Source organism: Ramlibacter pallidus (assembly GCF_015070875.1).
GTDB classification, from domain to species: Bacteria; Pseudomonadota; Gammaproteobacteria; order Burkholderiales; family Burkholderiaceae_C; genus Ramlibacter; species Ramlibacter pallidus.
In genome coordinates this window covers 343,631-365,037 of sequence record NZ_JADDIV010000005.1, presented here as the reverse complement: position 1 = coordinate 365,037, position 21,407 = coordinate 343,631, and the positions used below count along the sequence as shown (strand labels likewise).

The following is a 21,407-nucleotide window of genomic DNA, read 5'->3' as shown; positions in this document are numbered from 1 at the left end:
GCACTGTACTGCAACGCCGCAGCGGCCCGGCCGCCGCCCCCCAGGACCCCATGCCCGACACCGCAGAGCCCCTGTCGCCCCTCGACCGCGTGCTGTGGTCCGACATGCAGCCGCAGCCCGCCCCCGGCCAGCTGCCGCTCCTGGCGCACTACACCTCCATCGGCACGCTGGAGCGGATCTCCCAGACCGGGGAGATCTGGTTCTCCAACCCGCTGTACATGAACGACGTGGACGAACTGCGCTACGGCATGAACCTGGGGCTGCACGCGGTGCGCAGCCACGCCGGGCTGCGCGAGGCCTGCCCGCCGGACCACTACAACGCGCTGCTGGACGCCTTCGACCTGCTCTACACGACCTTCGACAACGATTCGGCCTTCGACGTCTATGTCTTCAGCTGCTCGGAACACGACGAAGAGATCGGCGACGACGGGCTGCTCTCCATGTGGCGCGGCTACGGCGGCGACGGCAACGGCGTGGCGATCGTCTTCGACATGGCGCCGTTGGTGGCGGCGGGCACGCCGCTGCTGGTGCGCCAGGTGCAATACCTCTCCTACGAGGCCAGCGAGGCGTGGATGGACGCCAAGCTGCAGCAGTTCTCGCTGCAGCTGCAGCGCGTGGGCGGGCCGGTGGCGTCGATGAAGGACGCTGCCGCGGCGCTGTTCGAACGCATCAAGCTGTTCGCCCTGTTCACCAAGCACCGCGGCTTCCACGAAGAGCGCGAGTGGCGCATCGTCTACCTGCGCGAGCTGGACCGCGACGGCCTGTTCACGCAGCAGCTGCACTACGCGATCGGCGGGCGCGGCATCGAGCCGCGGCTGCGCTTCACCACCGGCGCCTTCGCCGCCGAAGCGGCGCGCAAGCCGCTGCTGGAGTCCATGGTGCAGCGGATCATCCTCGGGCCGGTGCTGGCGACGCCGCTGGCGCTGCGTTCGGTGCAGCGGATGCTGGAGCTGTACCAGCCGGCGTGGGCGGACCGCGTCGCACGTTCCAGCACCCCCTACCGCGCGCAGCGTCCCTGAAGATGGCGCACTACCTCGTCGGCGACGTCCAGGGCTGCGATGCCCCGCTCGGAAGGCTGCTGGAGAAGGTCGGCTTCTCGCCGAGCCGCGACACGCTGTACCTGCTGGGCGACCTGGTGAACCGCGGCCCCGCATCCGCCGCCGTGCTGCGGCGCCTGATGGCGTACGGCGACGCCGCGCAGTGCCTGCTGGGCAACCACGACCTCAGCCTGCTCGCCACCGCCCACGGACACCGCGCACCGCACCGCAACGACACCATGGACGACATCCTGCGGTCGCCGGAGCGCGAGGCGATGCTGGACTGGCTGCGGCACCGCCCGATGGCGCTGCACGCGCACGGCCTGCTGATGGTGCACGGCGGCGTGCTGCCGCAATGGGACCTGCGGCAGGTGCTGCAACTCGCCGGCGAGGTCGAGTCCGTGCTGCGCGGGCCCGGGCTGGTGGATTTCCTCGCCCGCATGTGGGGCAACCAGCCGGACCGCTGGGACGACGCCCTCGCGGGGGCCGATCGCCTGCGCGTGGTGGTGAACGCGCTCACGCGGCTGCGCTTCTGCACGCCGGAGGGCGTGATGGACCTGCGCGCCTCGGGCGGCCTGCACCAGGCGCCGCCGGGAACGCTGGCCTGGTTCGACGTGCCGGACCGCCGGACGGCGGGCGTGTGCATCGCCTTCGGCCACTGGTCGACCCTGGGATACGTCCGCCGCCCGGACGTGATCGGGCTGGACACGGGCTGCGTGTGGGGCGGCTGCCTCAGCGCGCTGCGCCTGGACGCCAGCGGCGCCGGCGCGCACGAACTCCTCCAGGAGAACTGCGAACAGGCGCAGGCGCCGGGGGAGTAGCACCCCCGCGCGTCATCCCCGCCTGCGGGGGGATGACGAGGTGTCTATTCGCTCTTGAACAGCGCCGCGACCTTGCGCTTGGGCTTGATGTTGGCCGACACGCGCGTGGAAGCCGGCTTGTTGGCTTCCCACGCCGGCGCTTCTTCGCGCGCCGGCGGCTCGTAGGGTTGCTCGAAGAACGGGTCCTTCGGCGCCGACGGTGGCCGGGCGTCGCGCCGGAAGTCCTGGCGCGGCTCGCGGCGTTCGTCGCGGCGCTCGTCTTCCTCGCGCCAGGCCCGGCGGCCGTCGTTGATGCGGCCGCGCGGACGCTCGTCGTCCCACTCGATGGCCTCGATCTCGATCTTGCGCTTGAGGAGCTTCTCCAGGTCGGCCATCAGGCGCGTGTCGCTCGGCGACACCAGCGTCACCGCCAGCCCGGAAGCGCCGGCGCGGCCCGTGCGGCCGATGCGGTGCACGTAGTCCTCGGCGTTGAACGGCACGTCGAAGTTGAACACCGCCGGCACGTCCTTGATGTCCAGCCCGCGGGCCGCGACGTCGGTGGCCACCAGCAGGTCGACCTCGCCCTTCTTGAAGGCGTCGAGCGCCTTCAGGCGCTCGTCCTGGCTCTTGTCACCGTGCAGCGCCGTGGTCTTGAGGCCTTCGCGCTCCAGCGAGCGGGCCAGGCGGGCGCAGCCCAGCTTGCTGTTGACGAAGACGAACGCCTGCGTGATGCCGCGCTGGCGCACGATCTGGCGCACCGCGCGGCGCTTGTCGTCGTCCGGCACGCTGTAGAAATGCTGTTCGACCGTGGAGGCGGTGGTGTTGGGCCGCGACACCTCGATGGTCACCGGGTCCTGCAGGTAGCTGCTGGCCAGGCGCTTGATCTCGGGCGAGAAGGTGGCCGAGAACAGCAGCGTGGTGCGCTGCTTGGGCAGGTACGAGAGGATGCGCTGCAGGTCCGGCAGGAAGCCGATGTCCAGCATGCGGTCGGCTTCGTCGAGCACCACGTACTCGACCTGGTTCAGCACCGCGTTCTTGGCTTCGATGTGATCCAGCAGGCGGCCGGGGGTCGCCACCAGCACCTCGACGCCGCGTTTCAGTTCGGCGGTCTGCGGCTTCATGTCCATGCCGCCGAACACCACCGCACTGCGCAGGTTGGTGTGCTTGGCATAGAGCTTGACCTGCTGCGCCACCTGGTCGGCCAGTTCCCGCGTGGGCAGCAGCACCAGCGCGCGCACGGGGTGGCGGGCCGGCGACGTGGACGCGTTCTCGTGCTTCAGCAGGCGCTGCAGCAGCGGCAGGGAGAAGGCGGCGGTCTTGCCGGTGCCGGTCTGGGCGGCGCCCATCACGTCGCGGCCGGCGAGGACCACGGGGATGGCCTGCTCCTGGATGGGCGTCATGGACTCGTAGCCCATCTCCGCCACGGCGCGGGCGAGCGGTTCGGCCAGGGAGAGTTTGGAGAATGCGGAATCGGACATCAACCCGGGATTGTCGCATTGCCGCAAAAATCGAGCCAGGGGGCGCCGAAGTCCCCCTGGCCCAGCCGTTTCGCCCGGGTTACAGGTTGCGCGCGCTGAAGGTGTCGCAGGCCTTCACGCTGCCGGTCTTCAGGCCGGTCATGAACCAGCGCTGGCGCTGCTCGCTCGAGCCGTGCGTGAAGCTCTCCGGCACCACGGCCCGGCCCGAAGCCTGCTGCAGCGCGTCGTCGCCGATCTTGGAGGCGGCGTTCATGGCCTCCTCGATGTCGCCCTGCTCCAGGATCTGGCGCTGGTTCTGCGCGTGGTGGCCCCAGAGCCCCGCGAAGCAGTCGGCCTGCAGTTCCAGCCGCACGCTCAGGTCGTTGGCGTTGCCGGCGCGGCCGGCCCGCGCGCGCTCCACCTGGTCCGTGATGCCCAACTGGTGCTGCACGTGGTGGCCGACCTCGTGCGCGATCACATAAGCCTGCGCGAAGTCGCCGGGCGCGCCCATGCGGCTCTTCAGGGTCTCGTAGAAACTCAGGTCGATGTAGACCTTCTGGTCGGCAGGGCAGTAGAACGGACCCATGGCCGCCTGGCCGGCGCCGCAGGCGGTGCGCACCGAACCGCGGAACAGCACCAGCTTGGGCTCGACGTAGTTCGCCCCGCCCTGCTGGAACTGCTGCTTCCAGACGTCCTCGGTGTCCGCCAGCACGGTGGACACGAACTGCGCCATGCGGTCGTTGGCCGGAGGCGCCGGTGCGTTCTGCACCTGGGGGGCAGGACCGCCGCCGCCGCTCAGGATGCCGAGCAGCGTGAGGGGATTGATGCCCAGCACGGCGCCGCCGATCAGGGCGACGACGATGGTGCCGATGCCGATCGTGCCGCCGCCGATGCCGAAGCCGCCGCCCCCGCCGCTGCGGGCGTCCTGGACGTTCGTGGATTGCCGGTTGCCTTCCCAACGCATGTCGTTCTCCCTGTAGAGTGAGCCCATGCTAGACCGTGACAGCCCAGCCGGACGTAAGCCAGCAACGGTTTTGGTCACCGGCTTCGATCCCTTCGGGGGCAGCCCGACCAACCCGAGCTGGCATGCGGTGCACGCCCTCAACGGCCGAACCCTCGAGGGGCGGCGCGTGGTCGGGGCGGAGATCCCGACCGTGTTCGGCACCTCGCTGGACCGCCTGGCCGAGCTGATGGTGGAGCACCAGCCCGAGCTGGTGGTCTGCACCGGCCAGGCCGCCGGGCGGTCCGCCATCTCGCTGGAGCGCGTGGCGATCAACGTGAACGACGCCCGCATCCCGGACAACGCCGGCCGCAAGCCCATCGATACGCCCGTGGTGAAGGACGGCCCGGCCGCCTACTTCACCAAGCTGCCGATCAAGGCCATGCTCAAGGCGCTGCTGGACGAAGGCATCAACGCCGAGGTGTCCCAGACCGCCGGGACGTTCGTCTGCAACCAGGTCTTTTACGGACTGATGCACCTGCTGGACCAGCGGCAATGGGACGGCGTCCGTGGCGGCCTGATCCACGTGCCCTGGCTGCCGGAGCAGGGGCAGCCCTCGATGCGGCTGGAGGAAATCGTCCGCGGGCTGGAACTGGCGATCACCTGCGCCCTGCGCACGGAGCACGACATCCGCAAGGAAGCAGGCGCCCTGAACTGAGGCGCTTGGCAAGGGCGTGCGCGGGCGGGGGAAAGACCCGCGGCCCTAGAATCGCAGGGTGTCCATCCTCAACGCCGACCTGCACTGCCACTCCGTGGTGTCCGACGGGACGATGACGCCCGAGGACCTGGCGGCGCGCGCCGCGCAGAACGGCGTCGAGCTGTGGGCGCTGACCGACCATGACGAGATCGGCGGCCAGCGCCGCGCCGCCGAAGCCGCGCGTGCACACGGCATGCGCTACCTCACCGGCACCGAGATCTCCGTCACCTTCGCCGGCGAGACCGTGCACATCGTCGGCCTCGGCTTCGATCCGGACGACGCCGGCATGCGCCACGGCCTGGTCGAGACCCGGGGTGGCCGCGGCGCGCGCGCCCTCGAGATCGCGGCCGGCCTCGCGCAGGTCGGCATCAGGAACGCCTACGAAGGCGCGCTCAAGTACGTGGGCAACCCGGAACTGATCTCGCGCACGCACTTCGCCCGCTTCCTGGTGGAGACCGGCGCCTGCCGCGACACCAGCGAGGTGTTCCGGCGCTACCTCACCGAAGGCAAGCCGGGCTACGTGCCGCACCGCTGGGCCTCGCTGAAGAACGCGGTGCAATGGATCACCGACGCCGGCGGCCTGGCGGTCATCGCACACCCCGCCCGCTACAAGTTCACGGCCAACGAGGAATACGCCCTCTTCACCGAGTTCAAGGCGCACGGCGGGCGCGGCGTCGAGGTCGTGACCGGCAGCCACACGGCCGCCGAGTACGTGAAGTACGCCGAGACGGCGAAGGAATTCGGCCTCGCCGCCTCGCGCGGCAGCGACTTCCACAGCCCCGGCGAAAGCCACACCGACCTCGGCCGCCTGCCCTACCTTCCGGGCGAGCTGACGCCGGTGTGGGAACTGCTGGCCGACCGCATCCAGTGAGCGCGCTTCCCGGCGCCCGGGCGCTGCGCACTCCCAACGCCCTGGCCGGCATCGCGCTGGTGCTGGGCGCCAGCGCCTGCTTCTCGGCCCTGGACACCACCACCAAGTACGTGAGCGCCTCGGTGCCGCTGCTGATGGCGCTGTGGTTCCGCTATTTCTTCCAGGCGGCGGCCACGACGCTGGTCGTCGTCCCGCTGCGCGGCCGCACCATCTGGCGCACGCGGCGCCTCGCCTGGCACCTGCTGCGCGGCCTGCTGCTGCTCACCAGCAGCCTGCTGGCCTTCGCCAGCCTGCGCTACATGCCGGTCGGCGAGTTCACGGCCATCGTGATGATCACGCCGCTGGCGGTGACCGTCCTGGCCGCCACGCACCTGAAGGAACACGTCTCGCCCCTGCGCTGGCTGCTGGTGGCCGGCGGCTTCGCCGGCACGCTGGTCATCATCCGGCCGGGCGCCGAGACCTTCGGCTGGAGCAGCCTGCTGCCGCTGGCGCTGGTCGCCAGCAACGCCAGCTTCCAGGTGCTCACCAGCAAGCTGGCGCGCACCGAGGACCCGGTGACCATGCACCTCTACACCGGCTGGACGGGGACGCTGCTGTCGGCGCTGGCCCTGCCCTACGTCTGGACCTCGTTGCCAAACGGGTGGCTGTGGGCCTGCCTCTGCTTCATGGGGCTGATGGCCACCGTCGGCCACTTCATGCTGATCCTCGCCTATTACCGCGCGCCGGCGGCGACCCTCACGCCCTACCTCTACAGCCAGATCGGCTTCGCCATGCTCGGTGGCTGGCTGGTGTTCTCGCACATGCCCGACACCCTGTCGCTGGCCGGCATCGGCATGATCGCGGTCTGCGGCGCCGCCGGTGCCTGGCTCACGGTGCGCGAGCGGCGCGCGGCGGGCGCCGCCTGACCCATGGCCCAATACTTCGAAGTCCATCCCGACAATCCGCAGCCGCGCCTGCTGAAGCAGGCCGTGGCCATCCTGTCCTCGGGGGGCGTGATCGCCGTCCCCACCGACTCGAGCTACGCGATCGCCTGCCACCTCGACGACAAGGCGGCCGCCGACCGCCTGCGCCAGATCCGCCGGGTCGACGACAAGCACCACCTCACGCTGCTGTGCCGCGACCTGAGCGAGCTCTCGAACTACGCGCGCGTGGACAACAAGCAGTACCGGCTGCTGAAGTCGGTCACGCCCGGCCCCTTCACCTTCATCCTGGACGCGACGCGCGAGGTGCCGCGCCGCGTCAGCCATCCGCAGCGCAAGACGATCGGCCTGCGGGTGCCCGATCACGCCGTGCTGCAGCAGCTGCTGGAGCTGCACGGCGCGCCGCTGCTGGCCACCACGCTGATCGACCCGCAGGACAGCGAGCCGCTGAACGATCCCGAGCAGATCCGCAGGCGTTTCGAGAAGCAGCTCGCCGCCGTGATCGGCGCCGGGCCCTGCCCGGACCAGCCCACCACGGTGGTGGACCTCACGCCCATGGGCACCGGCGACGATGCGGTGCTGGTGCGCCAGGGACGCGGCGACGCCTCGCTCCTGGGCCTCTGAGACAATGGGCCGGTGGATTTCAACGACACCATCCAGACCATCCTGATCTACGCGCTGCCCGTGCTCTTCGCGATCACGGTGCACGAGGCGGCGCACGGCTACGTGGCGCGGCACTTCGGCGACAACACCGCGTACATGCTCGGGCGCGTGACGCTCAACCCGGTAAAGCACATCGACCCCATCGGCACCATCCTGATGCCGCTGATGCTGTACTTCGCCACCTCGGGCGCCTTCCTCTTCGGCTACGCCAAGCCGGTGCCGGTGAACTTCGGGCACCTGCGCAACCCGCGCCGCCACAGCATCTGGGTGGCGCTGGCGGGGCCGGCCTCGAACTTCATCCAGGCGATCGGCTGGGCCATCGTCTTCGTCGTGCTCACGGCCAGCGGGGTCGGAGAGCGCTTCTTCCTCGAGATGGCGCGCGCCGGCGTGCTGGTGAACCTGGTCATGTGGGCCTTCAACCTGTTTCCCCTGCCGCCGCTGGACGGCGGCCGCGTGCTGGTGGGCCTGCTGCCGCCCCGCCAGGCCTACGCGCTCTCGCGCGTGGAGCCCTGGGGCTTCTTCATCGTGCTGGCCCTCGTGCTGGCCGGGCTGGTCGGCACCTACTGGCTGCGGCCGCTGATGTCGGCCGGCTACTGGGTGCTGGCGCACCTGATGGCGCCGCTGAACCTCCTCTTCCAATGACCCCATGAGCGCTCCCGTCGTCCGCTACCTCACCGGCATCACCACCACCGGCACTCCGCACCTGGGCAACTACGTCGGCGCGATCCGCCCGACCGTCCAGGCGAGCCGGCGTGCCGGCAGCGAGAACTTCTACTTCCTGGCCGACTACCACGCGCTGATCAAGTGCGACGAGCCGGCGCGCATCCAGCGCTCCACGATGGAGATCGCGGCCTGCTGGCTGGCGGCGGGGCTGGACCCGCAGCACGCGTTCTTCTATCGCCAGTCGGACATCCCCGAGATCCCCGAGCTGACCTGGCTGCTGACCTGCGTGACCGGCAAGGGCCTGCTCAATCGCGCGCACGCCTACAAGGCGCAGGTCGACAAGAACGCGGCGGCCGGCGTGGACGTGGATGCCGACGTCAGCGCGGGCCTCTTCATGTACCCGGTGCTGATGGGCGCGGACATCCTGCTGTTCAAGGCGCACAAGGTGCCGGTGGGCCGCGACCAGATCCAGCACATCGAGATGGCGCGCGACATGGGCGCCAGCTTCAACCACCTGTACGGCGAGCACTTCGTGCTGCCGGAAGCGCAGGTCGACGAGCACGTGGCGCTGCTGCCGGGCCTCGACGGCCGCAAGATGAGCAAGAGCTACGACAACGTGATCGGCCTGTTCGCGCCGCGCGAGCAGGTCCGCAAGCAGATCTTCTCGATCGTCACCGATTCGCGCGCGCCCGGCGAGCCGAAGGACACCGAAGGCTCCGCGCTGTTCCAGATCTACCAGGCCTTCGCCGCGCCCGAGGAGACGCAGCAGCTGAGGCGGGCCTACGCCGAGGGGATCTCCTGGGCGGACGCCAAGCAGGTTCTCTTCGAGCGCATCGACCGCGAGATCGCGCCGATGCGCGAGCAGTACGAGCACCTGGTGGCCCATCCGCAGGAGATCGAGTCGGTCCTGATGCTGGGCGCCGCCCGCGCCCGGGAACGTGCCACGCCCTTCATTCGCGAGCTGCGGCACGCCGTGGGCCTGCGCAACCTGGCGACCGGCGCCACCGCCGCGAAGAAAGTGCAGGCCAAGGCGCAACTGCCCAGCTTCAAGCAGTACCGCGAGGCGGACGGCCTCTTCTATTTCAAGTTCGTGGATGCGCAGGGCCGGCTGCTGCTGCAGAGCCAGGGTTTTGCCTCGCCGCGCGAAGCGGGCCAATCCATCGCGGCGCTGAAGCAGGGCCAGGCGATGCCGGCCGACGGCAGCGCCACCCTCGCCGCGGGTGTTGCCGCTGCCGAGGTGGAAGCCGCCCTGAAGGCCCTGGCGGACGCCGGGAACTAAGGGCTTAGTACGGAGGTGCGCATGGCCGAACCTGTATCCTCGGGGCAACCGATGGAAAAGCCTTTGTCCAAACTCATGACCCTGTACGTCATCGACGACCACCCGCTGATGCGGGAAGCCGTGGTGATGCTGCTGCGCCGCATGCGCCCCGGGGCCAACGTCGTCGAACTCGAGCGCCTCGGCGGCATCGAGGCGGCGGTCAAGCAACACGGCGCGCCGGACCTGATCACGCTCGACCTGAAGCTGCCCGACACCACGGGCACTTCCGGCATCCATGAGCTGAAGAAGCGCTTCCCCGAGACCCCGCTGGCGGTGCTCTCCGCCTCGCCCGCCGCGGACGCGGAGGAGCAGTGCATCGAGGCCGGCGCCGACATCTACATCGAGAAGTCGTCCGGCGGCCTGGAGATCGGCAACGCGCTGCGCGCGCTGCTCTCCGCCGACGGCCAGTTCGAGGAACTCGCGCCGACCGACAACAAGCTGTCCAAGCGCCAGAAGCAGCTGATCGTGATGCTCGATCGCGGCCTCTCCAACCGCGAGATCGCCGACGAACTGGGCATCAGCGAACACACGGTGAAGGTGCACCTGTGGCGCCTGTTCCGCCGGCTGGGCGTGAAGAGCCGCACGCAGACCATCCACTTCGCCCGCACGCACGGCCTGCTGGCGAGCTAGCGCGGCGCCGTTACGTCGCCGGCCCGCGCAGCGGGCTCGGGGCCCGCGGGCGGCCCGGCAGCATCTGCGCGACCGACGCCACGGCGCGCTCCTGCGCCGCGCGCGCATCCGTCGGCTCCAGCAGCAGCCGGAACACCGTGCCGCGCCCGACGCGCGAGTGCAGCGTCAGCGGGTGGCCCAGGATGTGCGTGAGCCGGCCCACGATGTAGAGGCCCAGCCCGAAGCCGTCCTCCGTGCCGCCGTGCGTCGGCACCTTGTAGAACTCGCGGAAGATCTCGCGCTGGTGCGCCGGCGCGATGCCCACGCCGGTGTCCCAGATCTCGATGCGCGGACCGCGGGCGCCGCGGCGTGACGCGAGGAGGATGCCGCCGCGCTGCGTGTACTTGATCGCGTTGGCGACCAGGTTGCCCAGCGTGCGCTGCAGCAGGATCGGGTCGGACACCGCGGTGCCGGGCTGCACGCGCAGCCGGAACTCCAGGCCCTTCGCCTCGCACACCGGCCGGTACTGCAGTTCCAGCTCGCGCAGCAGCTGCGCGACGTCCACCGTGGCGATGTTCAGCCGGATCTTTCCCGAGTCGAGGCGCGCCAGGTCGAACAGCGAATCGAAGAGCCGGTTCACCGCCTTGGTCGATTCGACGATCTTCGGCGCGAGTTCGTGCACCAGCTCCGGCTCGCTCCCGAGCCAGTCGGCATAGAGCCCCAGGGCGTGCACGGGCTGCCGGATGTCGTGCGCCGCGCTGGCGAGGAAGCGGTTCTTGATCTCCACCGCGTCCAGCGCCGCCTGCGTCTGCCGGGTCAGCGAGTCGATCAGCTGGCTGTTGCGGGACTGCAGCTCGAAGTTGCGCCTGTGCGTCTCGTGCAGCCGCCGGCCGCCCTGGCGCAGGGCCAGCCAGAACACCAGCAGCAGGGCCACCTGCCACCAGTGGTAGGGCGGCCCCATCAGGTGCAGTTCGGCGACCATGCGCCACAGCATGACCGCCAGCGCGGTGGCGGCGAACGTGTCCAGGTAGGCGCGCATGGCCGGGAGGCTGGCCGACAGGCTGTTGACCGACAGCATGGCCAGCCCGCCCAGCGCCAGCCAGCACACGTACTGGTCGCCCAGCGAGGTGCGGTCGAAGAACAGGACGGCAGTGAGCCCCCACACCAGGGCGGAGAAGGGCCAGACGAAGCGGTGCCGGCGGAAGAAGTCCAGGTGTTCGCCGGTGCCGCGGTGCACGACTTCGCGGTCGTAGCGCTGGAGGACCCACCAGCGCCACCCCGCCGCCACGGCGGCGATGGCCAGCCACGCGAGGGTCCGGACCGGGGGCACGTCCGTCCAGAGGACGCCCACGACGATGACGGCCATCGCCAGCCCGACCCACGTCGTGTGCCGCTGCGTGCGCATGAGGCCGCGCACCAGTTCGCCTTCGACCCACTGGGCCTCCGCGGCGAGGTGCGGCGGCGGCACGGTCTCCGGTTTCATGGCGGCGAGTCTAGAACATCGCTTCCGCTGGAGCCCGCGAGGCGGAAGGACGTGACCGACAAAGCTATGGGCATCGTCCTACAAGCCCCACCGGGGAACACGAACAGACTCTGCCGTTGCGTTGACCTGACGCCCACCAGCCGGCAGCGCACCCCAGGACAGCCGGCGCGCGTGCCCAGTTGTTCGCAGACCAACCTAGATGAGGACCCCATGGATTCCCAAACCGCCCACGACACCGACAATGTGAAGCCCGCTCCCAAGAAGTCCCTGCGCGGTTTTGCCGCGATGGACCCGCAGCGCCAGCGCGAAATCGCCAGCCTGGGCGGCCGTGCGGCGCACCAGAGCGGCCATGCCCACGAATTCACCAGCGAAGAAGCCCGCGCCGCCGGCAAGAAGCGCCACGCCCGCGCCGCCGCCGCCTCGAGCGAAGCCCCCCGCGCCTGAACTGACAGGCCGTAGGACGCGGCGGTCCGCGGCTGGGCCAGGGGGCTGACAGCCTCCCCGCCGCCCCCTTCCTAAGATGGCGCCATGCCATCCCACCCGGAAGCCGCCACCGCGCCGTCCCCCACCGCACACCCGCCGGCGCTGGCGCAAGCCTCGCCGGCGGCGCTGCTTGCGCAGGCCAACCGCGCCCTCTGGGCCGCGACCCTTTCCCTGATGGCGGCCTTCATGCAGACCGCGGCGCCCGCCCACCGGTACCTGCTCGCGCGCCGCATCGCGCGCAATTTCGACACGCTCTCCCGCCAGGAATGCTTCGACGCGCCGAGCCGCGCCAGCTTCGGCCGCCTCGCCGGGCGCTGGCAGCGCAACGCGCAGCAGCACGCGCCCGAACCGGCGCCCGCGCCGAACTTCCTCGCCCGCCTTTTCTCCTGACGCGCCGTCCTACAGGACCGTCTGGGCACGTCCGACAGGGCGTGAACCTGCGGCTTCGCACACTGCCGTGAAACATCCGGACGCATCACGCAATGGCAGAAACCAAGGGCATGGCCAAGACCTCCACGCGGTCGCTGTGGAAGGGGGCCATCACGTTCGGCCTCGTCCACATCCCGATCGGGCTCTACTCCGCGACGGAGGAGAGCGACGTCGACTTCGACTGGCTGGACAAGCGCACCATGGACCCGGTGGGCTACAAGCGCGTCAACAAGCGCACCGGCCGGGAGATCGACAAGGAGGACGTCGTCAAGGGCGTGGAATACGAGAAGGGCCACTACGTCGTCGTCTCTCCCGAGGAGATCGAGGAAGCCTATCCGCGCACCACGCAGACCATCGAGATCGCGGCCTTCATCGACGTCGACGAGGTGCCTTTCGTCTATCTCGAGAAGCCCTACTACACCGCACCGATCAACAAGGGCGAAAAGGTCTACGCGCTGCTGCGCGAGGCGCTGCGCGACACCGGCAAGGCGGCGCTCGCCCGCGTGGTGATCCGCAGCAAGCAGCACCTGGCCGTGGTGCTGCCCTGCGGGCCGGCGCTGGTGCTGAACCTGCTGCGCTGGGGCGGCGAGATCCGCTCCTGGGACGGGCTGGCGCTGCCGCCGCAGGGCAAGGCCGCCGGCATCCGCGACGCCGAAATGAAGATGGCCAAGCAGCTGATCGGGGACATGAGCGGCCACTGGAGCGCCCAGGAGTTCCGCGACGAGTTCCACGACGCCGTGATGAAGCTGGTGGCGGCGAAGGCCAAGGCCGGCGAAGGCGAAGTGGTCGAGCCGCTGGAGGAAGCGCCGGACGCCAAGGGCGCCGATGTCATCGACCTGACCGAACTGCTGCGCCGCAGCCTGCGCGGCGGCGCCAGGGACGCCGAGGCGCCCGCGCCCAAGGCACCGGCGAAGAAGTCCGCGGCGAAGGCCGCGAAGGCCGCCCCGGCACGCAGCCGCAAGGCCGCGCCGGAGCGGGCCGCCGCCTCCGCCGGCCGCAAGCGCAGCACCGCCGCCAAGGCGCCCGCCAAGACCTCGCGCGCCAGGCGCGCGGCCTGAGGAGGCACGGCGGATGGACCCGACGACCTACCTGGCCGCCTGGCTGGTGCTGGCCCTCGCCGGGGTGGCGGGCATCAGCTGGCTGCTCGCGCGCCACCACCGCCGCCACGACCTGCGCCGCGTCCAGGCCCGCCGCCTGCTGGCGGCCCTCCAGCGCTATTCCGGATGGGTCAGCGCGCAACGGCTCGCCGCCGTCTACCAGGGCGAAGGCGCCGAAGCGGCCGCCGCACTCGACGAAGCCTGCACCATCCGCCTGGCCGCGTTCCCCGAGCTGGCCGGCGAGATGGCCGAACTGCTGGCCGTGCACAACCGGCTGCTGCACTTCCTCGGCACGCAGCAGCAGCTGTGGCTGCGCGACCCCGAACATTGGCTGGAGTCGGAGCACGACAAGCGCTTCATGGCGCTGTGGCGGCAGCACCGCTTCGCCCTGGAGGCCCTGCTCGCCCGTCTCGAGCAGGCCGCCAGCGTCCGCATCCAGACCACGGCGCCCCGGCGCGAATCGACCTATGCCTGAATCCCTTCCATCCGAAGCAGAGGACGCCATGAACAAGCCCCTGGGCGCGCTCGGTGCCGCGGCGGCCGGCGCCGTGGCGATGTACTACCTGGACCCGGAGCTCGGCGCCCAGCGCCGCGCGCTGCTGGCCGAGCTCGTGCGCGGCGGGCTGCCGGGCGGCGAGCGGCGGTCGCACGGGCGCGGACGCTACGCCCGGCGGGCCTACCACCCGCCGATGCCGGCCGATGGGCGCAGCGACGCCGAACTGCGCGACCGCATCCAAACGCGCCTCGGGCGGATGGTGAGCCATCCGCGCGCGATCCGCGTCGACGTGGAAGACGGCGTGGTCCACCTGAGCGGCCGCGTGCTCGCCAAGGAGCACGAAGGCCTGCTCGAGCAGGTGCGGCAGATGCCCGGCGTGCAGCGGCTGGAGAGCACCATGAGCGCGCACGACTTCCCGCACGAGATCGCCAGCCGGCGTTCCGTGGTTCCCCTGCAGGCCGCGAGCCGTTAGCATCGGGGCGGCTTCCCCCCGCCGCCATGACCCGCTCCACCCGCCTGATCGCCGTCGCCGCCGTGGTGCTGGCCGCGCTGCTGGCGCTGTCCGCCTACCTGCGGTCCTGGGGCGGCGTCGCGCTCGTCGCCCTGGGCGCCGCGGCCTTCGCCTGGTACCGCGTGCAGGTGGCCAAGGGCGCGGAAGACGATGCGTTCTTCGGCGATGCCGGCGAGGACACCCGCCTCACCAGCTTCCAGGCCGGCTCGCCCAGCGAGATGCCGGTGGACCGCGGCGGCACGCGGCCGGGGCCCCTGGCCCGCGAAGACGACCGCCGCTGAAGCGCGGGTGCCCCACCACGCGGGTGCGCTCCCACGCGCGCCCCGGGACGCTGCCTACACCTGCGCCGGCGCAGCCGACCTAACTTGGCGGCAGCTGAACTCCGGAGGACCTTCCTCATGCAAGCCAAATTGCGTTCCACCGTCGCCGCGGCGATGCTGCTCGCGCCCGCGGCCCTGACCTTCCTGGCCGAACCCGCCGCCGCCCAGCAGCGTGCCGCGGCGCAGCCAGCCATCACCAACATGGCCCTCAATTCCGACGCGGGACTTTCGCCGGGCGCCACGCTGCGGGTGCAGGTGCAGGCGACGCCCCACGCGCGCCGCGCGACGATCGCCCTGGGCGACAGCGGCATCACCGTGCCGCTGCAACAGCAGTCGCCGGGCCAGTACGCGGGTTCGTACGTCATCCGCCGCAGCGACCGCATCGATCCGATGCAGCTGATGACCGCCCGCCTGACCTACGGCGAGCGGGTCTACAGCCGCCAGTTCAACTTCCCGCCGGCTTTCCAGGCCCTGTCGATGGGTGCGCGCGGCGAACCGCGCGAGGAGGTGCGCAACGCCCGGCGCGACCAGCAGTCGCCCGACATCACCGACCTGACACCGGCCAACGGCGAACGCATCGGCGAGCGCGGCAACGCCCGTGTCTCGGCCCGGCTGTCCGACGAGGGCAGCGGGGTCGACCCGTCGTCCGTGCGCGTGCGCATCAACGGCCGCGACGTCAGCGCCGACGCGCGCGTGACCGACGACCGCGTCGTGTTCCGCGAGGACCTCGAGCCGGGGCGCTACGTGGCCGAAGTGAGCGTGCGCGACAAGGTCGGCAACCTGACCCGCAAGTCGTGGAACTTCGAGGTGGCCGAGCGCGGGCGGGACCGCTACGGCGAGAACGAACGCGGCCGGGACCGGGCCGGCGAGAACCGCGACCGGTACGCGGGCAGCGGCCCGCTGCCCCTGCAGGTCACCAGCCAAGGCGACAACATGGTGGTCGGCGCCAACGGCAACCTGGTGATCCGCGGCCGCACCGTGCCCTTCGCCACCGTGCGCCTGCAGGTGGAGTCGGTCGTCCGCGCGCCGGGGATGTTCGGCATCAGCACGCCGGTCGCCGACCGCACGGTGCAGGCCGACGGCAACGGCCACTTCGAGGCGAACGTGAGCCCGCGCGGCCTGCCGCTGCCCGGGACGCGCTACGACGTGCGCGTCACGGCCACCAGCGGCAGCGAGACGGCCGAAGAGCGGCTGACGCTGCAGCAGCGCGGCTGAGCGCGGCGCGCTCCGGGAAAGCGGCCTGCGGGCCGCTTTCGTCATGGGCGACTCCACGCCGGTGTGCAGGATCTCACGCCTGGACCCCCTTGGAGGGGACGAGCGGCAGCATCGGCGCCTCCGGGCGGACTTGGCACATGCTTCTCCGTCTCTGATACTTCTTGCAACAGTTCTCACGAGTTGTGGCTCTCCAGGCGATCGGGAGCACGGCCGCAAGTGGGATGTCGTTGGGGGAAGGCCCTGGGCAAGCAGGGCCTCATTTGGGGTAGCCCCGCGCAAGCGGGGCTTTTTTTTGGTGTGGCGCGGATGGGCCACCCCGTCGCCGGTTCCTTGATGCACGCGCTGGCTTTGACAATAATGCGGCGCAGGAAGAGGAGACGCGATGAAGTTGACGGCCTGTGATTGCCGCGCCGCGTACTACGCACGCGTGAAGAGGAGCCCCTGGATGCACCTGGCGTTCGGGCGCAAGCTGTACCGCTGCCATGCCTGCGAGGCACTGATGCTCCTCGACCCGTCGGACGTCACCGTGCGGCGCAACACCGAACTCGGGACGGACGACACCGTGCCCGACATGTTCCCGGAAACGGTCGCCCACTACCGGTCCTGAACCGGCCCCTCCCGAAGAAAACCCGCCGGCCGGCGGGTTTCGCGCCTGGCGCCGGCCCGGCGGGACTTCTCACGAGGCGTAGAGCACGTAGTCCGCGGTGTACGGCACCGTCTCCTGGTCGCCCACCGTGCCGGCGGTGCAGGGCCGCCCCGGGGCCAGGCCGCCGCGCGTGTTGATGCGCTGTACGCTCGTCACCTTCGCGAAGCGTCCCGCGTTGCCGACCGAGCGCGCGGACAGCAGCAGCCACGGGATGGCATCGACCTGCGGCGCATCGGCGCGCGCTTCCACCGCGCCGACGATCCTGCTGCCGTCCGCCGCCTCCCAGTGCGGTCCGCCGTAGTGCTTGCCCGCCGGCGCGCCGGTCGCGTCGAACAGCTCCGCCTCCGGCGCCACGAACACCCAGCGGGCGCCTCCCGGCGCGGCCGCATCGGCCTGGCAGGCATAGATCTGCACGCCACGCGCGGCGATGCGCTCCAGCGCCTGCTGCGCGCCGCGCGGGGCCAGCGCCTGCGTCACCGCGCCAGCGGGCGACTGCGCCACGCGGGTGGCGGCCAGCGCACCGATGCGGCGCCCCATCGCGAGGCCGACCTCGGTCGAAGTGCGGTAGTGGATGCCTTCCCACACGCGGGCGTCCGCCACTTCCTGCATGAACGCTTCGACGCTGTTCCACCGCCGCGTGGCGCCTTGGGCGGTGGGACTGCTGGTGGCGAGTTCCGGCATGCGGCCCTGCCCCACTTCCGCCTTCAGCAGCGTGCCGAGGGCACCCGCGAGGATGCTGTGCGCGCTCGGGTACTCCGGGTGCGTGGGGTTCTCGATCAGCGGAGCCCAGCCCGCGTCCATCTCGGTGGCCGGGTTGTCGTCGCGGTCGCCGTTGCGGATGGCCGTGACCGGCCGCCAGAAGCCGTAGTGGTACTTGGCCTCGAGCACCGCGATCAGTCCGTCGTCCATGGCCTGGCTGGCCGCCGCGAACAGGCGTGCGTTCTGCGCCAGCGTGCGGCCGGGGGCCAGCGCGACCGAGCGCACGACCGCGTGGTAGATCGGCGGCAGCGAGTACTCCCAGAAGCGCGCGGCCTCGGTCTGTTCGGCGCTGCGGCGCGTGCTCGCCTTCGCCCCGAACGCCTTCACCTCGTTGTAGTCGCGCGCCCATTCGGCGGAGCCCAGCGCGGGCGGCGGCCCCGGGCGGAACTGCGCGGCATCGGCCATCAGCCACGGCTTGCGCTGCGGCCACTGGGGAGCGGCCACGCCGGCGGTGGGCACGTACGCGCCGGGCGCGGCGTGCGGTCGGTAGCGGTCGGCGCCATCGGCACCGTCCTGCGCGCGCCAAGCCAGCACGCGCGCGGCAGCGCCTTCGCCGGCGGCGATGCCGGCCAGCGCCGCCGGGCCCTCGCCCAGCTTCGCGACCGCGGCGCGGTAGGCCGCGGTGATCGCGGCTTCCTGCTGCGGCAGCAGCCGCGCGAGCGTGGCACGGTTGGCGGCGGCGACCGCCGCTTCGGCCGCGAGCGCCCCGGCGTCGCCGCGCTGCTGCGCCTGCGCGGCATCGACCGCCTCGTGGACGGCGGTCTGCACGATCGCCATGATGCGCGTGGCGGGCGGCGTGCCGATCCGGGCCTGCACCAGCAGGTTGCCGGCGACGGTGTTCCAGTCGGTGACGGCGTCGGCGCGCACCTGCGGCGCGGCGGCGAAGGCTGCGGCGATGCAGGCCGCCGCAATCTGTCTTGCGTGTTTCATGGTCGTGTCCTGGTTCAGCGGCGGGTGATGACGATCTCGAGGTAGTCGCTGGGGACCACCAGGCCGCGGCCCTCGCCGCGGTCGAAGCGGTGCATGAGCGCCACCAGTTCCTCGCCCAGCGCATGCTGCGCGCCACCCTCGAGGGCGGCGAACGCCTTGAGGATCGGTCCGTAGTAGCTGCGGAAGACTTCCAGCATGTGCTCCGGCGAGCGGTAGCGGAAGACGAATTGGCGCGTCGCGGTGGTGATGTCCGAGGCGGAAGCGCCGAACAGTTCCACCATGCGGTCGCGCGTGCCCCACAGCGCGGGCGAGCTCACCCCGGCGGGCGGCGGCACGTGCTTGCCCACCGTCCGGAAGACCTGGCCGATGAAGCCTTCGGGCGTCCAGTTGGCCATCGCGATCCGGCCGCCGGGCCGGCAGACGCGCAGCAGTTCGCTGGCGACGCGCGCCGGGTTCGGGGCGAACATGCAACCGAACGTGGAGAGCACGGCGTCGAAGCTCGCGTCGTCGAAGGGCAACGCCTCCGCGTCCGCCTCGCGGAACTCGATGCCGTGCAGGCGCTCGGCCGCGGCGCGCTCGCGGCCGCGCTCCAGCAGCGCGGAGACGTAGTCGGTCGAGGTGACTTCGCACCAGCGGCGCGCGGCCGCGAGCGTGGCGTTGCCGTTGCCGGCCGCGACGTCCAGCACGCGCTGGCCGGCGCGCAGGTCGGCCGCCTCGCACACGGTTTCACCGACGATTTGCAAGGTGGTGCCGACCACGGCATAGTCGCCGGAGGCCCAGGTGGCCTTCTGGCGGGTCTTGATGGCCGCGAAATCGGGGGCTGCGGCGGAAGCCGGGGCGGCGACGGCGGCGGACGATGCATTCATGGAATTGCTCCAGGGAAAGTTGTCGAGGCCCGCACTTTCCGCGTCCCTCGTGGATGCTGGCGTGGTGGCAGGCGTGGGAATGGGCGTGGAAATGCGAACGCGGATGCAGACGGACTCGCCGGCGGCCTCGGGGCTCGCCGTGCGGCTGTTCGGCCCGCCGGAGCTGCGCCGCGACGGCGTGCCGGTGGCACTGCCGCCCTCGCGCAAGGCCCGCGCCCTGCTTGCCTACCTGGCGCTGTCTTCCCGCCCCGCCAGCCGCAGCCATCTCTGCGAGCTGCTGTGGGACCTGCCGAGCGATCCGCGCGGCGAATTGCGCTGGTGCCTGAGCAAGCTGCGGACGGTGCTCGACGACGACGGGCGCGGGCGCGTGGTCACCGACGGCGAAGGCGTGGCCGTCGACCTGCGGGATGGCACCATCGACGCCGTGCAGGTGCAGGACGCGCTGCGCGCGGGGCTCGCCACCTTGCCGGCGGAGCGCCTGCAGGCGCTCGCGGAACTGCTGGCCCGCGGCGAACTGCTGGAGGGACTCGACCTGCCGCGCAGCCCCGCTTTCACCGGCTGGCTGGTGGCGGAGCGCCGGCGCTTCCGCGCGGCCCATGCCGCGGTCCTCGAACACCGGGTGCGGACGCTGGAGGTCGGCAGCGACGCGGCCCTGGCCGCGCTGGAGCGCTGGCTCGCCGTCACGCCGTTCGACCGCCAGGCGCACGAGCAGCTGCTGCAGGCCCTGGCCGCACGCGGTCGCATCCGCGAAGGCGACGAGCACGTCGCGGCCGCCGCGCGCCAGTACGAAGCCGAAGGACAGGACTGGGCGCCGATCGGGCGCGCCTGGCAGCAGGCGAAGGCGCGCCACGCCTTCGCGCAGGTGCCCGTCATCCAGACCCTTGCGTCCCCGATCGAGGCTGCAGCCGCGCCAGCGGCACCGGCCCGCCGCGCGTCCCTGGCGGTCCTGCCCTTCTCGGACCGCTCTCCAGGGGTGCCCCTGCGCGGCGGCCTGGCCGACGGGATGGCGCACGACATCATCACGCGCCTGGCCAAGCTGCGCAGCATGTTCGTGATCGCCGAAGGCACGATGTTCGCGCTGGCGGAACGGCGCGTCGACTCGGACGATTCGGGCCGCCGCCTCGACGTCGACTATGTCGCCAGCGGTTCCCTGCGGCGAACCCCCGGCGGCCACCTGGCGGTGTCGGTGCAGCTGGCCGAGACCCGCAGCGCGCAGGTGGTGTGGGGAGAGGAGTTCTCCGGCCGCATCGACGACACCTTCGCGGTGCTGGACGAGATCGGCAACCGCATCGTCACCGCCATCGCCCACCAGGTGGAAGTCGCCGAGCGCAACCGCGCGATCCTCAAGAACCCGGCTTCGCTCGATGCCTGGGAGTCGCACCACCGCGGCCTCTGGCACATGATGCGCTTCCACCGCGAGGACAACGAGCAGGCCCGCCAGTTCTTCCGCGCGGCGGCGCGGCTGGACCCGACCTTTGCGCGGCCGCTCGCGGGGCTCTCCTTCACGCACTTCCAGGACGCCTTCCTGGGCTGGGGCGATCGCAGGGCCGCCATCGAGCAGGCGTACCGCGCCGCGGCCGACGGCGTGATGGCCGACGAACACGACCCGGCCTCGCACTGGGCGCTCGGCCGCGCCATGTGGCTGCGCAACAGCGAGGACGACGAGGCGCTGCGCGAATTGCGCGCCGCCATCGAGCTGAGCCCCAACTTCGCGCTGGGGCACTACACGCTCGGCTTCGTGCATGCGCAGTCCGGCGATCCGGAGACGGCGATCGCCGAGGCGGACCATGCGCGCGCGCTCAGCCCGCTCGATCCCCTGCTGTTCGGCATGCTGGCCTCGCGCGCGCTGGCGCTGGCGCGCCTCGGCCGCTACGACGAGGCCGCCGACTGGGGCGCCCGCTCCGCGGCCCGGCCCAATGCGCACGTCCACATCCAGGCCATCGCGATGGTCTGCGTGGCCCTGGCCGGCCGCAAGCAGGAGGCGCAGGCCTTCGCCACGGCGATCCAGCGCGCGCAACCGGGCTACGGCATCGACGCCTTCCTGCAGGCGTTCAAGTTCGGGGGCGATGCGGAGAGCCTGGTGCGCCAGGCGATGCGGAGCGTAGCCGCTTGAAGCCGTCGTCGCAGCGGGATCGCC

At 71.4% G+C, this 21,407-nt stretch carries 23 protein-coding genes; 18 read left to right on the top strand and 5 right to left on the bottom strand.

All coding sequences use genetic code 11. The annotated features are described in order from the left end of the window. Nucleotides 1–50 precede the first annotated feature (50 nt). Nucleotides 51–1,019, top strand: coding sequence for a DUF2971 domain-containing protein (locus IM787_RS18760; RefSeq protein WP_193678227.1), 969 nt, complete (start codon nucleotides 51–53; stop codon nucleotides 1,017–1,019). 2 nt (nucleotides 1,020–1,021) lie between these two features. Continuing rightward, entirely contained in the window at nucleotides 1,022–1,858 is an 837-nt protein-coding gene (locus IM787_RS18755) for a symmetrical bis(5'-nucleosyl)-tetraphosphatase (RefSeq protein WP_193678226.1), read from the top strand. A 44-nt stretch (nucleotides 1,859–1,902) separates the two neighbouring features. Here the strand turns inward: IM787_RS18755 and IM787_RS18750 are convergent, their stop codons facing one another. Both IM787_RS18750 and ypfJ read right to left on the bottom strand, forming a co-directional pair. Continuing rightward, entirely contained in the window at nucleotides 1,903–3,315 is a 1,413-nt protein-coding gene (locus IM787_RS18750; protein WP_193678225.1) for a DEAD/DEAH box helicase, read from the bottom strand. A 79-nt stretch (nucleotides 3,316–3,394) separates the two neighbouring features. Further along, nucleotides 3,395–4,258: a KPN_02809 family neutral zinc metallopeptidase gene (gene ypfJ / locus IM787_RS18745; protein WP_193678224.1), complete on the bottom strand. Its 864-nt coding sequence runs from the start codon at nucleotides 4,256–4,258 to the stop codon at nucleotides 3,395–3,397. A gap of 25 nt (nucleotides 4,259–4,283) precedes the next feature. Here ypfJ and pcp point away from each other — a divergent pair, with 25 nt between their 5' ends. From pcp to IM787_RS18710, 7 genes are all read left to right on the top strand, one after another. After that, nucleotides 4,284–4,952 (top strand): pyroglutamyl-peptidase I, encoded by a 669-nt coding sequence (gene pcp / locus IM787_RS18740; RefSeq protein WP_193678223.1) that lies wholly within the window; start codon nucleotides 4,284–4,286, stop codon nucleotides 4,950–4,952. Nucleotides 4,953–5,064: 112 nt separating this feature from the next. Further along, entirely contained in the window at nucleotides 5,065–5,862 is a 798-nt protein-coding gene (locus tag IM787_RS18735) for a PHP domain-containing protein (RefSeq protein WP_255528576.1), read from the top strand. Then, nucleotides 5,859–6,767 carry a DMT family transporter gene (locus tag IM787_RS18730; RefSeq protein ID WP_354004449.1) on the top strand — a complete coding sequence of 303 codons (909 nt, stop codon included), beginning with the start codon at nucleotides 5,859–5,861 and terminating at the stop codon, nucleotides 6,765–6,767. Before IM787_RS18735 ends, IM787_RS18730 begins: the two co-directional genes overlap by 4 nt. Before the next feature lie 3 nt (nucleotides 6,768–6,770). Continuing rightward, nucleotides 6,771–7,406, top strand: coding sequence for an L-threonylcarbamoyladenylate synthase (locus IM787_RS18725; RefSeq protein ID WP_193678220.1), 636 nt, complete (start codon nucleotides 6,771–6,773; stop codon nucleotides 7,404–7,406). A gap of 12 nt (nucleotides 7,407–7,418) precedes the next feature. Continuing rightward, on the top strand, nucleotides 7,419–8,087 hold the full coding sequence (locus IM787_RS18720; RefSeq protein ID WP_193678219.1) for a site-2 protease family protein: 669 nt from the start codon (nucleotides 7,419–7,421) through the stop codon (nucleotides 8,085–8,087). Nucleotides 8,088–8,091: 4 nt separating this feature from the next. Further along, complete coding sequence (locus IM787_RS18715; protein ID WP_193678218.1) at nucleotides 8,092–9,387, top strand: tryptophan--tRNA ligase; 1,296 nt, start codon at nucleotides 8,092–8,094, stop codon at nucleotides 9,385–9,387. A gap of 75 nt (nucleotides 9,388–9,462) precedes the next feature. Next, nucleotides 9,463–10,056, top strand: coding sequence for a response regulator transcription factor (locus IM787_RS18710; protein ID WP_193678401.1), 594 nt, complete (start codon nucleotides 9,463–9,465; stop codon nucleotides 10,054–10,056). 10 nt (nucleotides 10,057–10,066) lie between these two features. Here the strand turns inward: IM787_RS18710 and IM787_RS18705 are convergent, their stop codons facing one another. Then, a complete protein-coding gene (locus IM787_RS18705; RefSeq protein WP_193678217.1) occupies nucleotides 10,067–11,518 on the bottom strand; it encodes a sensor histidine kinase in 1,452 nt (483 codons plus the stop codon). Nucleotides 11,519–11,728: 210 nt separating this feature from the next. Between IM787_RS18705 and IM787_RS18700 the strand changes: the two genes are divergently transcribed. The 8 genes from IM787_RS18700 to IM787_RS18665 all read left to right on the top strand — a co-directional run bounded on the left by IM787_RS18700 (nucleotide 11,729) and on the right by IM787_RS18665 (nucleotide 16,676). Next, complete coding sequence (locus IM787_RS18700) at nucleotides 11,729–11,962, top strand: KGG domain-containing protein (RefSeq protein ID WP_193678216.1); 234 nt, start codon at nucleotides 11,729–11,731, stop codon at nucleotides 11,960–11,962. A gap of 84 nt (nucleotides 11,963–12,046) precedes the next feature. Continuing rightward, a complete protein-coding gene (locus IM787_RS18695; RefSeq protein WP_193678215.1) occupies nucleotides 12,047–12,391 on the top strand; it encodes a hypothetical protein in 345 nt (114 codons plus the stop codon). Between the two features lie 92 nt (nucleotides 12,392–12,483). Further along, nucleotides 12,484–13,488, top strand: a complete 1,005-nt coding sequence (gene ku / locus IM787_RS18690; RefSeq protein WP_193678214.1) for a non-homologous end joining protein Ku — start codon at nucleotides 12,484–12,486, stop codon at nucleotides 13,486–13,488. Nucleotides 13,489–13,501: 13 nt separating this feature from the next. Next, the gene (locus IM787_RS18685) at nucleotides 13,502–14,002 is read left to right on the top strand and encodes a hypothetical protein (protein ID WP_193678213.1); all 501 of its coding nucleotides are present in this window, start codon (nucleotides 13,502–13,504) and stop codon (nucleotides 14,000–14,002) included. A gap of 28 nt (nucleotides 14,003–14,030) precedes the next feature. Next, a complete protein-coding gene (locus tag IM787_RS18680) occupies nucleotides 14,031–14,495 on the top strand; it encodes a BON domain-containing protein (protein WP_193678212.1) in 465 nt (154 codons plus the stop codon). Nucleotides 14,496–14,521: 26 nt separating this feature from the next. Further along, nucleotides 14,522–14,815: a hypothetical protein gene (locus tag IM787_RS18675; RefSeq protein ID WP_193678211.1), complete on the top strand. Its 294-nt coding sequence runs from the start codon at nucleotides 14,522–14,524 to the stop codon at nucleotides 14,813–14,815. 117 nt (nucleotides 14,816–14,932) lie between these two features. Further along, complete coding sequence (locus IM787_RS18670) at nucleotides 14,933–16,069, top strand: hypothetical protein (RefSeq protein ID WP_193678210.1); 1,137 nt, start codon at nucleotides 14,933–14,935, stop codon at nucleotides 16,067–16,069. 382 nt (nucleotides 16,070–16,451) lie between these two features. Further along, nucleotides 16,452–16,676 (top strand): hypothetical protein, encoded by a 225-nt coding sequence (locus IM787_RS18665; RefSeq protein WP_193678209.1) that lies wholly within the window; start codon nucleotides 16,452–16,454, stop codon nucleotides 16,674–16,676. A 69-nt stretch (nucleotides 16,677–16,745) separates the two neighbouring features. Here IM787_RS18665 and IM787_RS18660 read toward each other — a convergent pair whose 3' ends face one another. Together IM787_RS18660 and IM787_RS18655 are read right to left on the bottom strand one after the other, a co-directional pair. Further along, nucleotides 16,746–18,404 (bottom strand): DUF3455 domain-containing protein, encoded by a 1,659-nt coding sequence (locus IM787_RS18660; protein WP_193678208.1) that lies wholly within the window; start codon nucleotides 18,402–18,404, stop codon nucleotides 16,746–16,748. Nucleotides 18,405–18,418: 14 nt separating this feature from the next. Then, nucleotides 18,419–19,270, bottom strand: a complete 852-nt coding sequence (locus tag IM787_RS18655) for a class I SAM-dependent methyltransferase (protein WP_193678207.1) — start codon at nucleotides 19,268–19,270, stop codon at nucleotides 18,419–18,421. A gap of 103 nt (nucleotides 19,271–19,373) precedes the next feature. Here IM787_RS18655 and IM787_RS18650 point away from each other — a divergent pair, with 103 nt between their 5' ends. After that, entirely contained in the window at nucleotides 19,374–21,383 is a 2,010-nt protein-coding gene (locus tag IM787_RS18650) for a transcriptional regulator (RefSeq protein ID WP_227494474.1), read from the top strand. The last annotated feature ends 24 nt before the right edge of the window (nucleotides 21,384–21,407 follow it).